Source organism: Leuconostoc rapi (genome assembly GCF_016908715.1).
Lineage (GTDB): Bacteria > Bacillota > Bacilli > Lactobacillales > Lactobacillaceae > Leuconostoc > Leuconostoc rapi.
The window spans coordinates 110,451-124,752 of sequence record NZ_JAFBEK010000004.1 but is presented as its reverse complement, the minus strand read 5'-3'; the positions used below and the strand labels follow the sequence as shown (position 1 = coordinate 124,752).

The window sequence follows — 14,302 nt, the reverse complement described above, 5'->3', positions numbered from 1 at the left end:
ACTAGCACGATTTTTTTAGGAGAATATTATGAGTAAAATGTTAATTCCCGTCTCAACAGAATGGCAAACCGTTAATAGTTTACGTCTGATTGCTAATCAGATGATTTCAAAAGCTGGCTCTGGACATCCTGGTATTGCGCTTGGTGTTGCACCGATTTTATACGAATTATATGCGAATCAGTTGGTTATAGATCCCAAAAATACTACTATGATCAATCGGGACCGTTTTGTGTTATCAGCTGGGCATGGCGCTGCGCTGTTGTATGCGACACTGCATATTGCTGGTTTTAATTTATCATCTGCTGATTTAGCGCAATTTAGAATGCCGCACTCAAAAACACCGGGTCATCCTGAAGTAGGTGTTACACCTGGCGTTGAGGCTACGACTGGTCCATTGGGACAGGGATTGGGTATGGCAGTTGGCATGGCGATGGCAGAGGCAAAGTTACATGAGCAGTTTCCGAGTGTTATTGATCATTTTACCTACTCGCTTGTGGGTGATGGGGATTTAATGGAAGGGGTTAGTCATGAAACGGCCTCATTAGCTGGACAGCAATCGCTAGCTAAACTAATCGTGCTATATGATGATAATCAAGTGAGCCTTGATGGGGAAAAGAGCAGGTCAGACATATCAGATAACAAAGCGCGCTTTGTAAGTTATGGTTGGGATGTGCAGGAGGTGGCTGATGGTAACGACTTGGCAGCAATTCATGTAGCAATTGAAGAAGCTAAATTAACATCTAAGCCAACATTTATTGCTGTTAAGACAGTTATTGGTGATTCTGGTCCATTCGCGGGGACAAATAAAGCACATGGCACGCCATTAAATCCAGTGCAACTTGAGGAATTAAGCGCACGGCTCAACACAACAATTCATGACTTTACTGTGCCACGGCCTATTCGGAAAGACATGCGTGATCGTATCAACCGACGATTAGTACAACAAAAAAAGCCAAAAGCTAGTGCGTTAGCAGCATATGAAGCGTTTACACGAAGTCAGGTAACGCAGACGCCAATTTTAACTGAGATGGAAAAAGGACAAGCAGGTCGTAAAATTTCAAAAATAGTCTTACAATCGTTTGCGCAACAATTACCACAATTATGGGGAGGATCAGCTGATTTAGTTACGTCAACAAATTCAGAAATTGCTGATGCACCATTATTTGATAAAAATCATCGTGTTGGTAAAAATATTGCTTTTGGTGTGCGAGAATTCGGCATGGGTGCAGTAATGAATGGCATTGCTTTGCATGGTGGGACTAAAATTTTTGGATCTACTTTTCTGGCATTTTCAGATTATATGAAAGCGGCCATTAGATTGAGTGCACTTCAAAAAGTGCCAGTTATCTATGTGTTTACACATGATAGTGTAACAGTTGGTGAAGATGGACCAACGCATCAACCAACGGAACAAATGATGAGTTTACGTCTGATTCCTGATGTTAACGTCCTGCGTCCAGGTACTGCATCAGAAATTGCAGCAGCCTGGCGAACAGCCTTAATGTCAACAAATCGGCCAACTGTTTTAATTTTAAGTCGTGGCACAATTGGTACACACGGCACAGTGTCACAAGCCAATTTAGCTATGAAATATGGTGCCGCAAAAATAAACGAGAAACCACATGCTGTGATTAACTTAATTGCTACAGGTTCAGAGGTGCAGTTGGCTTTGGCAGTGAGTCAAAAATTGTCCGTTGCTAGCCGTGTCATTTCAATGCCTAATTTACAACAATTTTTATTACTGAATACTGCTCAAAAGGCCAAAATCATCCCCAAAGATAATGCAGAAAATGTGATAATAGAAGCAGGAACAACACTTGGTTGGCAAGCACTAACTGGTCATAGTGGGCTTATATTTGGTATTGATCGGTTTGGTATGAGTTCAGCCCCACAAACAGTATTAGACGAGTACGGTTTGAATGCCAGTGTGATTGTTAAAAAAATAGCGCAATATTTGGAGGCATAAAATGGCAATATATGGTTTAGTGGCACATCCAGCAGGCCATTCGCAATCCCCTGCTATGCAAAATACAATGATGTCTCAACGACAAATTGCATCTTATTATCATACTTTTGATGTTGCACCTGAGAATTTAGCAGCAGCTGTCACTGGGCTACGTGTGTTAATGGCTGGTGGATTCAACGTCTCAACACCGTATAAATCAGAAATTATTACCTATTTGGATGAATTAACACCATTAGCGCAGCGATTACATGCAGTGAATACAGTTAAGAATATAAATGGTCATCTGGTTGGTACAAGTACGGATGGCGATGGTTTTTGGCAAAGCATTAATCCCAATCAACCACATGAAAATGTTGTCATCTTAGGTACTGGTGGCGCTGCTCGTGCTGTTATTGCCACAGCGCAACAATATGGGGTTCGCCGGTTGACAGCATTTAATCGGCCACATGGCAATTGGTCTCAACGCGAAACAGAGGTAGCGTATTTGAGTCGAGGTATAGGTCAGTTGGCAGACTTATCAGATAATCGTTCATTAACGTCAGCGCTGCAGCAAGCGGATTTATTGATTAATGCAACGACAGTAGGCATGAATGATGCTAGGACGTTATTAACAGAGTATCAAATTGGGTTGTTACCGCAGTATGCGTTAGTGGTTGATATGATTTACCGTAACCAAGAAACGGGCTTATTAAAAGCAGCTAATAAGCGTAACTTACTCACACAAAATGGTTTGCCGATGTTAGTTGGGCAAGGCGCCTTAAGTTTTGAATTTTGGTTCAATCAATCAGCAGATCGGCAATTAATGGCACGAGCCATAGAAGGAAAAATAATATGATTTTAGTTACAAAGAACAATAATATCGCACAAAAAATTGCTGAGAAGCTCGATACAAAAGATCCAATTAAACCAGTCTTTGTACACGATAACCGTGTTGCTTTGGCGGGGGTAAAAAGTCTACCAGAGCAAATCTTGAAAGAATTATCACAAGATATTGTTGAAATAATCACAAATCATCATTCTGCAATTGTATCATCTCGTGCGTTTCACCCTGAAGATACAATTATTAAAACAAAGCATACAATTATTGGCGGTGATCACTTTGTTTTCATGGCTGGTCCCGATTCAATTGAAAGTCCAGAACATGTACTCAAGATGGGACAAAAAGTGAAATCAGCTGGTGCTACAATTTTACGTGGTGGTGCTTTTAAACCACGAACATCACCGTACTCTTTTCAAGGAAATGGTGAAGTAGGGCTAAAGGCACATCGTGCTGCTGCTGATACATTAGGCATGGATATGGTAACTGAAATTTTAGATACACGTGATGTTGAGTTGGTTGATTTCTATACTGATATTTTTCAAGTTGGCACGCGTAATATGCAAAACTTTGCCTTACTAAAATCTTTGGGTCAGAAACGTAAACCAGTAATCCTAAAACGTGGTATGTCAGCAACAATTGATGATCTATTAAATGCTGCAGAATATATTGCTGCAGGTGGTAATCATCAGATTATGTTAATGGAACGTGGTATCCGTACTTACGATAATAAATATACACGAAACACACTTGATGTTTCAGCTATTCCTGTTTTACAGAGTATGACACATTATCCAGTGATTGCTGATGCATCACATGCTGCAGGTGTTGCAAAGTTCGTGTCACCTTTAGCGTTAGCAGCTACTGCTGCAGGTAGTCAGGGACTTATGACGGAAATACACGACGATCCAGAGCATGCCCTTGTAGATGGGGCCCAAGCTTTAACACCAGCTGAGTTTTTTCAACTAGCTGAAAAAGTGAGACAGATTCATCAAATTGTACAATAGCATGCTGCACGTTGGGATGAATGAGAAGTTAGAAAGGAAACATGATGACGACGGTACATGTATCATTTGATCAAAAAGTTTACGATGTTAAAATTAATTCCCAGTTACACCATAGAATTGGCAAAGAAATTTCTGATGCCTGGTCGCCACGTAAAATTGTTTTATTAACAGATAGCCACGTCGGACCGCTTTATTTAACTGATACACAAAAACAATTAGAACAAGCTGGATTTGATGTGTTACCTTTACAAGTACCTGCTGGTGAAACATCAAAATCGTTAGTGGTGGCTGGTGAACTAATTTCGCAAATGGCAGAGGCTGGTTTCACTCGTGGGGATGGATTAATTGCATTAGGTGGTGGTGTAATCGGCGATTTAGGCGGTGTTGTGGCATCGCTTTATATGAGAGGTATCGCTTTTATTCAAATTGCCACATCACTAACTGCACAAGTTGACTCGTCGGTTGGCGGGAAAACAGCTGTTAATTTAGGTCAGACAAAGAACATTGCCGGAACGTTTTATCAACCAGATTTAGTTTTAGTTGATAGCTATTACCTAGATACGCTGACTGATCGAGATTTGGTTGAAGGGTACGGAGAAGTTGTTAAGACTTCGGCACTTGATAGCTCAGATTTCTTCGATTTTACTGGTAAGATACAATCGGTGTCAGATATTCGTAAAAATGCACAAGAGTTGTCTCGGCGTGCTATTGTCTATAAAGCCAAAATTGTCATGGCCGATGAAAAAGAAGCTAGTCAACGCCAATACCTTAATTTTGGACATACGATTGGACATGCTATTGAGCTCATTGCGCATGGTGAGTTGCGACATGGTGAAGCGGTAGCTATTGGTATGGTTGCAATGACTTCGCGTATGGCGCGTGATGGGGTGTCAAAAAATGATTTAACTGCGGCGTTGAAACAACGATTAGAGGTGGTTGGCTTGCCAACTGATTCACAGTTAATTGGCACGCCTGAATTTTTTGAACGACTAATCAATGATAAAAAGAACCACGGCGGCGTCTTAAATCTCGTTGCGCTAGAAGCTGTCGGTAAGCCAACATTGATTATGAAAAAAGTCAGCGATATGTCGGCATTTATAGGATAATTTAGAAAGGAAAGTGTGGGCATGGTTCAACCCTGACTCGCACAAAAAAGATACTTATGCGTTATACAACAGCTGGTGAAAGCCATGGTCCAGAAGAAATTGCAATTATTGAAGGCGTACCTTCAGGCCTACATATCACACAAGAAGACGTTAATGAACAATTATCACGTCGTCAACATGGCTACGGTCGTGGTGAAAGACAAAAAATTGAAACGGATACGGTCACTTTTTTAACTGGCGTGCGCCATCAACTGACCTTAGGATCACCAATAACGTTAAATGTTCATAACGATGATCACAATAGTTGGTCTAAAATTATGGCTCCTAATGATGTGGCAACCTCTGAAAATACGTTGCGTAAAGTGTTACGACCACGACCAGGGCATGCTGATCTGGTAGGTGGCATGAAGTACCGTCATCAGAGTGATCTAAGGAATGTATTAGAACGTTCGTCTGCTCGGGAAACAACAATGCGTGTAGCCGTTGGCGCGGTTGCAAAGAAAATTTTGGCGGAAATTGGTGTTGATGTCCACGGCTTTGTGGTCAATATCGGGCCAGCAAAATCTGATTTGAGCACACTGACTCAATATAAAAACTTACAAGAATTGCGTGAAGTGACTGAGAATTTTAAAACGCGCGCTTTAGATGCTACAGCGGATGCTGCGATGCGTGATGTCATTGATAAGGCAAAAAGAGATGCTAATACGGTGGGTGGACAAGTACAAGTCATTGCTACAGGCATGCCTGTGGGCCTAGGTTCCTACGTATCTGCTGATGAAAAATTGGATGGTAAGATTGCGCGTGCTATTGTTGGCATCAATGCCTTTAAAGGTGTCCAGTTTGGTGGCGGTTTTGATAATTCTGAAAAATATGGTGATGAAATTATGGATGAAATTTTTTGGGACGCAACCAAAGGGTTTTATCGGGGGACAGACAATTTAGGCGGCTTTGAAGGCGGGATGACAACTGGTGAGGCTATTCTTGTACGTGGTGTCGTCAAACCAATTCCAACATTATATCGACCAATGAAATCCGTTGATATTGATACACATAAAGAGCATCGCGCGTCTATTGAACGTTCGGACACAACGGCTGTTACAGCAGCGGCAGTCATTGCAGAAGCCATGGTAGCAATCGAATTAGCCAAGTCGGTTTTGGACAAATTTGATTCAGATAATATTGATCGTATGAAAGAGCAAGTGGCACAATATCGTGAAGAAATTCGTGCGTTTTAAAAACTAACTTGTGCATCAGAATTATCACTGACACGATACTTGATGACGAATCTATGTCATGAACAATAAGGAAAAATGCAAATGATTAAATTAATGCGTGCTCAAAGTACAGGACTTCATGGCAATATGACCGTTCCAGGAGACAAATCTATATCTCACCGTGCATTAATGTTTGGCGCAATTGCTCATGGTGTGACAGAAATAGAGAATTTTTTGGTGTCTGATGATGTTTTACACACGATGGCCGTTTTTCGTGAGCTTGGCGTGACAATTGATCAGCAAGGGACGAATGTTCGTGTTATTGGGCGAGGTATTGACCAGTTTAGTCAACCTAACAAAACGCTTGACATGGGCAATTCTGGCACATCTACACGCCTCTTAATGGGCTTATTAAGTCGACAACCGTTTGATATTCATATAGACGGCGATGAGTCTTTGAGTCGTAGACCCATGAAACGTGTCTTGACGCCTTTGTCGCTCATGGGGGCTAATATTAAGTTATCTGAAAATGGCACATTACCAGGTGTGATTTATTCAAATCGTCAGGTAACTGGTATCACTTATGAGATGCCGGTTGCATCTGCGCAAGTTAAAAGTGCTATCTTACTAGCGGGCATACAAGCAGAGGGTGTGACAACCATTATTGAAAAAATACCTTCACGTGATCATACTGAACGTATGTTACGTCAGTTTGGTGGTACGATAACAGTCAAAGGTGGCGTGATTTCTGTGACGAAACAGCATCATTTGACAGGGCAACATGTGACAGTGCCTTCAGATATTTCTAGTGCCGCTTTTTTCATAGTTGCAGGATTGATTACGCCTAATTCAAAATTAACGATTAAAAAAGTTGGTATAAACAAAACTCGGGACGGTGCTTTGCAATTATTAAAACGTATGGGGGCTAAAATTGTGATGACAGAGATTAAAGAACAAGGTGAACCATTCGCGGATATTACTGTTGAAACACAACAGTTGCATGGTATTAATATTACTGAAAAAGACATTCCTAGTTCAGTCGACGAATTACCTATCATAGCTTTGGCAGCAACCCAAGCACAGGGCGATACAATTATCACTGGTGCGGGGGAATTACGTGTTAAAGAAACAGATCGTATTACAACCGTGATTAGTGAGTTAACTAAATTGGGGGCAAATATTGAAGCATTAGAAGACGGGATGATCATTCATGGCGGCACGCCATTACATGTGACAAATGAATCGGTCTTATTAGCATCACATGGTGATCATCGTATTGGAATGATGAATGCCATTGCAGCATTGATAACGGCCGGCGGGGATGTTGTGTTAACAGGAGAAGATGCCATCAGTGTTTCGTATCCTGGGTTTTTGGAAAATTTGTCTCGGGTGATGATATGAACATCGTCGTTCAAGGGTTGGGTGAGATGGGCGCCTCGTTAGCGTTAATTTTAAACCAACAAAGTGATAATCACGTGATTGGTGTCGATACAAAAGACGCGACACGAAAGGCTGCTTTAAAAAGTAATATAGTGTCTGAAATCTCTGATAACCTCATAGACGTTGCAGGACAGGCTGATATAATCATTTTAGCAACACCGGTTTCAATTATTAAACAAGCAATGAAAGAATTATCGAAAATAATTCTCAAATCAAATGTCATTATTACAGATACAGGTTCAACGAAAAATGAGATCATGGCTTTTGCAAATTCAGAACTGCAGCATGTTGCGTTTATTGGAGGCCACGCCATGGCTGGAACGCACAAAACTGGTGTGACATACGCAGATGAGCGCTTATATGTTGGAACCCCTTATTTTTTAATACCAAACCAAATGGGGCAACAGCGCATAAAGCAATTAAAAACAGTTTTAGCGCCAATTCAGGCACATTTTACATCAATTGATGTTACAGCACATGACGATTTGATGGCGATGGTTAGTGATGTACCCCATATTGTAGCGTTTGCACTGGTGAATGCTGCGGTCAAACAATTAGGACCTTCAGAAAATTTTGGTCAGTATGTTGCTGGTGGATTTAAAGATACAACACGTATTGCTCAAAGTGATCCCAAACTTTGGACAGATGTATTATTGAGTAATAAAGCAAGTGTATTGACAAATAATCGCGCGCTAATAGCTGAATTAGAAGCGTTTAATCAGGCGTTGACTGCCGATGATGCAATGAACCTCACTAAAATGATTCATGCTGCTCAAATATCACGCCAGCGATTGTTAGTTAGGAGAAATGATGATTAAAGAGCCGCAAACCTTAATGTTGGTTGGATTTATGGGCGCTGGTAAGACCACGGTGGGTCAAGAAATAGCGCGACAACATCAGTCGTTGTTTATAGATGTTGACTCGGAAATCGAGCGTATAGCGAATCAATCTATTTCAGAAATATTTACTACGCGTGGTGAAACTGGTTTTCGTGAACTTGAAACACAAGTTTTATCAGAGGTACAAACGTTTAACGGTATTGTGGCTACTGGTGGCGGTGTTGTTGAAAGGGCTGAAAATTTAGACATATTAAGAGATTCACCAGCAACGGTTATTTATTTACATGGTAATTTGGAAAGTACAATTAGTCGATTATTACTTGAGGGGCAACGCCCACTATTACAAGAAAAGTCAGCGGTTGCTTTTTTCAACTTATGGCAACAGCGTGATCCTAAATATGAACGTATTGCTAATTTTACAGTTGAAACAGTAGGAAAAACACCTGAGCGAATTGCTGCCGAGATTGTCGCACTCTTTAGTTCAAACGAAGATGAGTTAGCCTTATTGCAACTGCGTTCGGAAATAGATGCTTTTGATCGTCAAATTTTTCAACTCATCGAAAAACGCATGCAAGTTGTATCGTCAGTGGCACAATATAAAGAAAAATTTGATATGCAGACTGTTCAACAACCGCGTATGTTGAAAATGCGTGAGTTACTAAAATATGATTTTGAGAACTCTAAGGATATTACTGATGATATGATTGATCAAATCATGTCAATATTGACCACATCTGCTATTAATAAAGAAAATGAACAATTAAAACGATGAAATTACACACATTAGGGCCGATAGGAACAGACTCACAACTGGCAGCGCAATACTATGTCACGCATGAGGAATTAGTATTACATCAAAGTTTTGAAGACATATTAACGCATTTAGATGATTATGTTGGCGAACAATTGATCATGCCGGTGGCTTTTAAATCGAATCAAGTACAGGATTTAAATTGGGCAGACATGAATTATTTGGAATGGGCACGATTAGATATTATTTCAACTTTTTCATTACCACTCATGCCAATGAGCCTGATTGAAAATGTGGCATATCAACGTAACATAGCAATTATTCATGCCGCAACAGAGGGCTTATTACGGCAATATTTAAGAACAAATCATTTAGATAATGCTTGGGGGCCGTCTATTATTTTTTCTCCCAGCAAACCAGTCGCAATGTCAGACTTTATAAATGACCAAAATCGGTTTACAATTGTATCAGAAAAGCAATTTTTAAAACTACCAGAAAGTGAAAATCCAAATTATCATATTAGGCAACAATTAGCGCCACAGATGATTTGGGTTGTGTATCAAATAAAATGACCCTACGAGAAGTTCTTCAATTACCCAAAAGCATCACCAATAAGCCGGTTATTGCCGTGCCTTTAACATTGGGACCAACCGACAAGTTGACACCTTTTGCCAACCAATTACAAGAGCAAAATCCAGATATTGTTGAATGGCGAGCCGATTATATTGCTGATGATTTTAGTCAAGCAGTGATGTGGCAACAAGTTAGGGCAGGAGCACAAACCGAACTCGCTCAGAAAAAATTAACAGCTATGACTGAGGCCAAAATGCTTGCAGAAATGGATAAAGCACAGCAAGAATTTAACGCCAATTGGCCAGCAATGAATGCGCAAATTATAAAAGAATTAACGGGATCGGTGTTTAATACGATAGGTAGCTTTCCCATTATTCTAACGTACCGGACAAAATCGCAAGGGGGGAGAGGTGAAATGTCACCGATTGCGTATGCGACTTTTATTGTGACGGCGTTGCGTTCTGGTTATCATTTTACGGCTGTAGATATTGAATACACTTTGGATAGCGACCTACGCGACAAAATTATAGCGACAGCACAGCAAGTTGGTGTTCCGGTTATTTTGTCCTATCATGATTTTGAACAGACACCAGATGTGACAGCTTTTATTCAAGATATGGCACAAAGTGGTGTGGACATTATCAAACTAGCTGTGATGCCTAAAAATGAGCAAGATGTACAACGTCTTTTAGACGAGACACGTGCTGCAACCGTTAAGCAACCTTTGGTCACAATGAGTATGGGTGAACTTGGGCGTCGCTCGCGGATTATGGGTTATACTTATGGTTCGGAAATGACTTTCGCGGTACTTGATCATGCGGTACCAAGCGCGCCTGGGCAGCTCACAGTTAGCCAATTACTGGCAGCTTGGCAATAAAAAAAACGTGAAATCAAATTCACGTTTTTTCTTTTACTTTTCAGTTAAAACTTCTTTTGGCGCAGCTGATCCTGAAAGTGTTGGGATTGCAATCATTGAAATTTCTCCAACGATAAATGTCACAATGGCAACAGATACAAATGAATAAGTAACACCAGTTAATTGAGAGACGATATATCCCAAAATTTCACCAAAAATAATTGACCAAACAGCCGCAGTAATAAACTTCATAAGTTTCACCTCTTTACAAAACTATCATACGCTTTTTATGAAAAATCGCAACCTTTTTCACCTTTTTCGTGTATAATTAAAGGGAACAAATTTTCGCATCTCTATATGAGGGTTAGTGGAGGACCAATGTACGCACCTTTACAAATCTTGAGCGCCTACAGCTTATTAAAAAATCCGAATACAATTGAACAGATTATTCAAGTAGCTAAAGCTAAGCATTATGAAGCAATGACCCTGACAGACATCAACGTGATGTACGGGGCAGTTGACTTTTATCAAACAGCTAAAAAGTATGGTATAAAGCCGTTGTTTGGTGTGACATTGTTTATTAATGGTTTGGTCAATACAGCAACTACGTTTCCCATGTTATTGATTGCTGAAAATCAAGTGGGTTACCAAAATTTAATGTGGATTTCGTCTGCTAAAATGACAAGTAAATCATCAGATATGACCCTGACAGTTATTGCTGACCACTTAGATGGCATCAATGTGATTTTATCGCAAGATAGTGAATTAGCACAATTTATCGCAGCCGAATATGATGATTCAACTGAATACTGGCAAGACTTAACGAGGCAAATAAAGTCAGAAAATTTATATTTAGGAATTAATCCCAGTTTGGCATCACAAATTCAAGCGCGTCTAGTTAGCTTTAGTCGCGCAAACCAAGCACAATTGATTGCGCTAGATGATGTGGATTATCTTAATCCTGATGATGCTTTTACAACACAAGTGTTAAAAGCAATTGATGCAAATGCACAATTGGATGGTATTAAAGCATTATCGCAGCAATTAGGGACACACACTTTAGAAGATCTGAACCAAATTAAAGCAGCCTATTTAGCAACTGATGCGCTAAAAATAGCCTATCAACATAATGAACAACTTGTCTCAAAAAGTCAGGTTGATATTGTTTTCAAACAAACTGCATCATTACCGGCATTTGCATTACCAAACCCTGGGCAAACAGCCGGTGAATATTTAAGATTTATTTCGGAAAAAGGATTATCCGATCGTCTTAAATCAAAGAAAGTGTCAGAAGATCGCTATGAAGAACGACTGAAGAATGAATTAGACACCATTAATCGCTTGGGATTTAATGATTATTTTTTGATTGTGTGGGATATTGTTAATTTTGCGCATCAAAAAGACATTCAAATGGGTGCGGGGCGTGGTTCTGCAGCGGGTTCTTTGGTGGCCTATGCATTACGTATTACTGATGTAGATCCGCTGCAATTTGGGCTGCTTTTTGAACGATTTTTAAATCCAGAACGTGTTCAAATGCCAGATATTGATATTGACTGGCCTGACAATAAACGTGACTTAGTATTAGCTTACCTGCATGATAAATATGGCCAACGTAATTTTGCTCAAATTTTAACATTCGGTACACTAGCTGCTAAACAGGCACTACGAGATACAGCCCGAGTTTTCGGCGTATCACAAGCAATGATGAGTCGCATTAGTAATGCTGTTCCTCAACCCAAGCAGGGTCGCAAGGTAACCATTCAAAATGCACTAGAAGTATCAGATAATCTAAAAAATACGTTGTCCTCGATTGAAAATGGTGATCTGTTGTTGAAAGTTGCGCAACAAATTGAGGGCTTGCCCCGTAATTATTCAACGCACGCTGCAGGAGTCGTATTGAGTGCAGATGCTTTGGTAAAAACATTACCTGTGCAGTCGGGAACAGATGACCGTTTATTGACGCAATTTGAAAAAAATCCAGTAGAGGCCTTAGGGTTACTCAAAATTGATGTATTAGGATTATCTAATTTATCCATTTTGGCACAAACACTTTACGCAGCACAACCAAATCTACCTAAACATTTTAACATTAGTAATATTCCACTTGATGATGATAAAACATTAGCTTTATATGCTGCGGGCGATACGGATGGTATCTTTCAGTTCGAATCACCGGGTATTAAAAACGTGCTACGGCAATTAAAACCCGCTACTTTTGAACATATTGTAGCAGTTAACGCATTATATCGTCCAGGCCCTAGTCGTAATATTGAGACGTTTATTAAGCGACGCCACGGACTTGAAAATGTCACTATGCCTGATCCAAGTTTGAAGACAATTTTAGCGCCGACATTTGGCATTATTGTTTATCAAGAACAGGTGATGTTAGTTGCTGAAGCTTATGCTGGCTTCACTTTGAGCGAAGCCGACATTTTACGTAGTGCGATGTCTAAGAAAAAACTAGAAAAAATGGCGGCGATGCATGAGCAGTTTGTTGCTGGTGCTGTGTCATTAGGACATGATGTGAGTCAGGCCGAACAGATTTTTGCTTATATTGATGAATTCGCAAATTATGGATTTAATAGATCTCATGCTGTTGCCTATAGCAAATTATCTTTTGAACTTGCATACATGAAAGCACATTATCCTGTGGCCTTCTTTACTGCAGTCTTGAATGCTAATTTGGGTTCTCCTGATAAGGTGCGCCGCTATGTCATGGCGGCAAAGATACGCGATATTACAGTGAAAGCGCCAAATGTTAATCAATCACAAAGATTTTGGACATCAGCCGATGAGACGCTGCAGATGGGGTTAAATAATATTCGAGGTGTACGAACCGATTTTGTGACAACTCTTCTAGAAGAGCGCCACAATAACGGCAAATTTCAATCGTTTCAATCATTTGTACGCCGCTTACCAGATAAGTTTCGTAAGCATGATATTTTAGTTCAACTTGTTTATGCTGGTGCATTAGACGATTTTGGATATAATCGAGCAGAGTTGATTAGTGCATTGGATGATTTGATCGAGGCAGCTAGTTTTGGTGACCTTATTTTAAATGAAACTAAGATCAAAAAAATAGCTGAGTTTTCCTCAACTGAAAAATTAGCACATGAAAAAGAAGTGATTGGCGTTAACTTATCTGGTCACCCGTTGGACAGTTATTCGGAAATGATCACCACGCAACACCTTGACCAGATAGCAGATCTAACGCAAAAAAATCAAATGATAAAAGCCATTGTGTTGGTGGATAATATTCGCAAGACTCGTACAAAAAAAGGTGAAGAAATGGCTTTTATAACGGTGTCTGATATGACAGGGAGTATCAGCGTGACCATTTTTAGTCATTTATTAGTTAAAGTTAGTGATTTATTAAAAGTAGGAGTCATTGTTCAAATTGCCGGTAAAGTAGATCGTTATAACGATAAGCTGTCAGTTATTGCTAATCAAATGAGCTTAGCACCAAGCGTACAATCGTTAGCGAAAGGGACTTGGTTTTTGAGGTTTGATGACACGCATGATACAGCAGAGAATCGACGTGATGTGATTAACGTCTTGAAGAAATATCACGGTAATAATCCTGTTGTTATTTACTGGCAAAAAAGTGATCGTAATCAGAAACTTGATGCGAAATTTTGGATGATTGATGAAACCGCTGTCATTATTGAATTGGCGCCATTACTGGGGAATGATAACATTGTGTTCCGTAGAAGTCATTAATATTAGGCTTGTG

General features: G+C 40.0%; 12 protein-coding genes. 11 read left to right on the top strand and 1 reads right to left on the bottom strand.

Annotated elements, in window-relative coordinates; all coding sequences use genetic code 11:
• Window positions 1–28 precede the first annotated feature (28 nt).
• The 10 genes from JOD28_RS05640 (at window position 29) to JOD28_RS05595 (ending at window position 10,590) form a co-directional block, all read left to right on the top strand.
• Complete coding sequence (locus JOD28_RS05640; RefSeq protein ID WP_204769861.1) at window positions 29–1,966, top strand: transketolase family protein; 1,938 nt, start codon at window positions 29–31, stop codon at window positions 1,964–1,966.
• Window position 1,967: 1 nt separating this feature from the next.
• Window positions 1,968–2,801: a shikimate dehydrogenase family protein gene (locus JOD28_RS05635; protein WP_204769860.1), complete on the top strand. Its 834-nt coding sequence runs from the start codon at window positions 1,968–1,970 to the stop codon at window positions 2,799–2,801.
• Window positions 2,798–3,790 carry a 3-deoxy-7-phosphoheptulonate synthase gene (gene aroF, locus JOD28_RS05630; protein WP_204769859.1) on the top strand — a complete coding sequence of 331 codons (993 nt, stop codon included), beginning with the start codon at window positions 2,798–2,800 and terminating at the stop codon, window positions 3,788–3,790. Before JOD28_RS05635 ends, aroF begins: the two co-directional genes overlap by 4 nt.
• Before the next feature lie 44 nt (window positions 3,791–3,834).
• On the top strand, window positions 3,835–4,896 hold the full coding sequence (gene aroB, locus JOD28_RS05625) for a 3-dehydroquinate synthase (RefSeq protein WP_204769901.1): 1,062 nt from the start codon (window positions 3,835–3,837) through the stop codon (window positions 4,894–4,896).
• 56 nt (window positions 4,897–4,952) lie between these two features.
• Window positions 4,953–6,131 (top strand): chorismate synthase, encoded by a 1,179-nt coding sequence (aroC, locus tag JOD28_RS05620; RefSeq protein WP_204769858.1) that lies wholly within the window; start codon window positions 4,953–4,955, stop codon window positions 6,129–6,131.
• Between the two features lie 81 nt (window positions 6,132–6,212).
• Window positions 6,213–7,511 carry a 3-phosphoshikimate 1-carboxyvinyltransferase gene (gene aroA, locus JOD28_RS05615; protein ID WP_204769857.1) on the top strand — a complete coding sequence of 433 codons (1,299 nt, stop codon included), beginning with the start codon at window positions 6,213–6,215 and terminating at the stop codon, window positions 7,509–7,511.
• The gene (locus JOD28_RS05610; protein WP_204769856.1) at window positions 7,508–8,368 is read left to right on the top strand and encodes a prephenate dehydrogenase; all 861 of its coding nucleotides are present in this window, start codon (window positions 7,508–7,510) and stop codon (window positions 8,366–8,368) included. Before aroA ends, JOD28_RS05610 begins: the two co-directional genes overlap by 4 nt.
• On the top strand, window positions 8,361–9,161 hold the full coding sequence (locus tag JOD28_RS05605) for a shikimate kinase (protein WP_204769855.1): 801 nt from the start codon (window positions 8,361–8,363) through the stop codon (window positions 9,159–9,161). Before JOD28_RS05610 ends, JOD28_RS05605 begins: the two co-directional genes overlap by 8 nt.
• Window positions 9,158–9,712 (top strand): hypothetical protein, encoded by a 555-nt coding sequence (locus JOD28_RS05600; protein WP_204769854.1) that lies wholly within the window; start codon window positions 9,158–9,160, stop codon window positions 9,710–9,712. The genes JOD28_RS05605 and JOD28_RS05600 overlap by 4 nt, the downstream gene beginning before the upstream one ends.
• Window positions 9,709–10,590, top strand: a complete 882-nt coding sequence (locus tag JOD28_RS05595; protein WP_204769853.1) for a type I 3-dehydroquinate dehydratase — start codon at window positions 9,709–9,711, stop codon at window positions 10,588–10,590. Before JOD28_RS05600 ends, JOD28_RS05595 begins: the two co-directional genes overlap by 4 nt.
• A gap of 33 nt (window positions 10,591–10,623) precedes the next feature.
• Here JOD28_RS05595 and JOD28_RS05590 read toward each other — a convergent pair whose 3' ends face one another.
• The gene (locus tag JOD28_RS05590; RefSeq protein WP_204769852.1) at window positions 10,624–10,821 is read right to left on the bottom strand and encodes a DUF2929 family protein; all 198 of its coding nucleotides are present in this window, start codon (window positions 10,819–10,821) and stop codon (window positions 10,624–10,626) included.
• A gap of 126 nt (window positions 10,822–10,947) precedes the next feature.
• On the opposite strand from JOD28_RS05590, the gene JOD28_RS05585 reads away from it, so the two are divergent.
• Window positions 10,948–14,289: a DNA polymerase III subunit alpha gene (locus JOD28_RS05585; protein ID WP_204769851.1), complete on the top strand. Its 3,342-nt coding sequence runs from the start codon at window positions 10,948–10,950 to the stop codon at window positions 14,287–14,289.
• The last annotated feature ends 13 nt before the right edge of the window (window positions 14,290–14,302 follow it).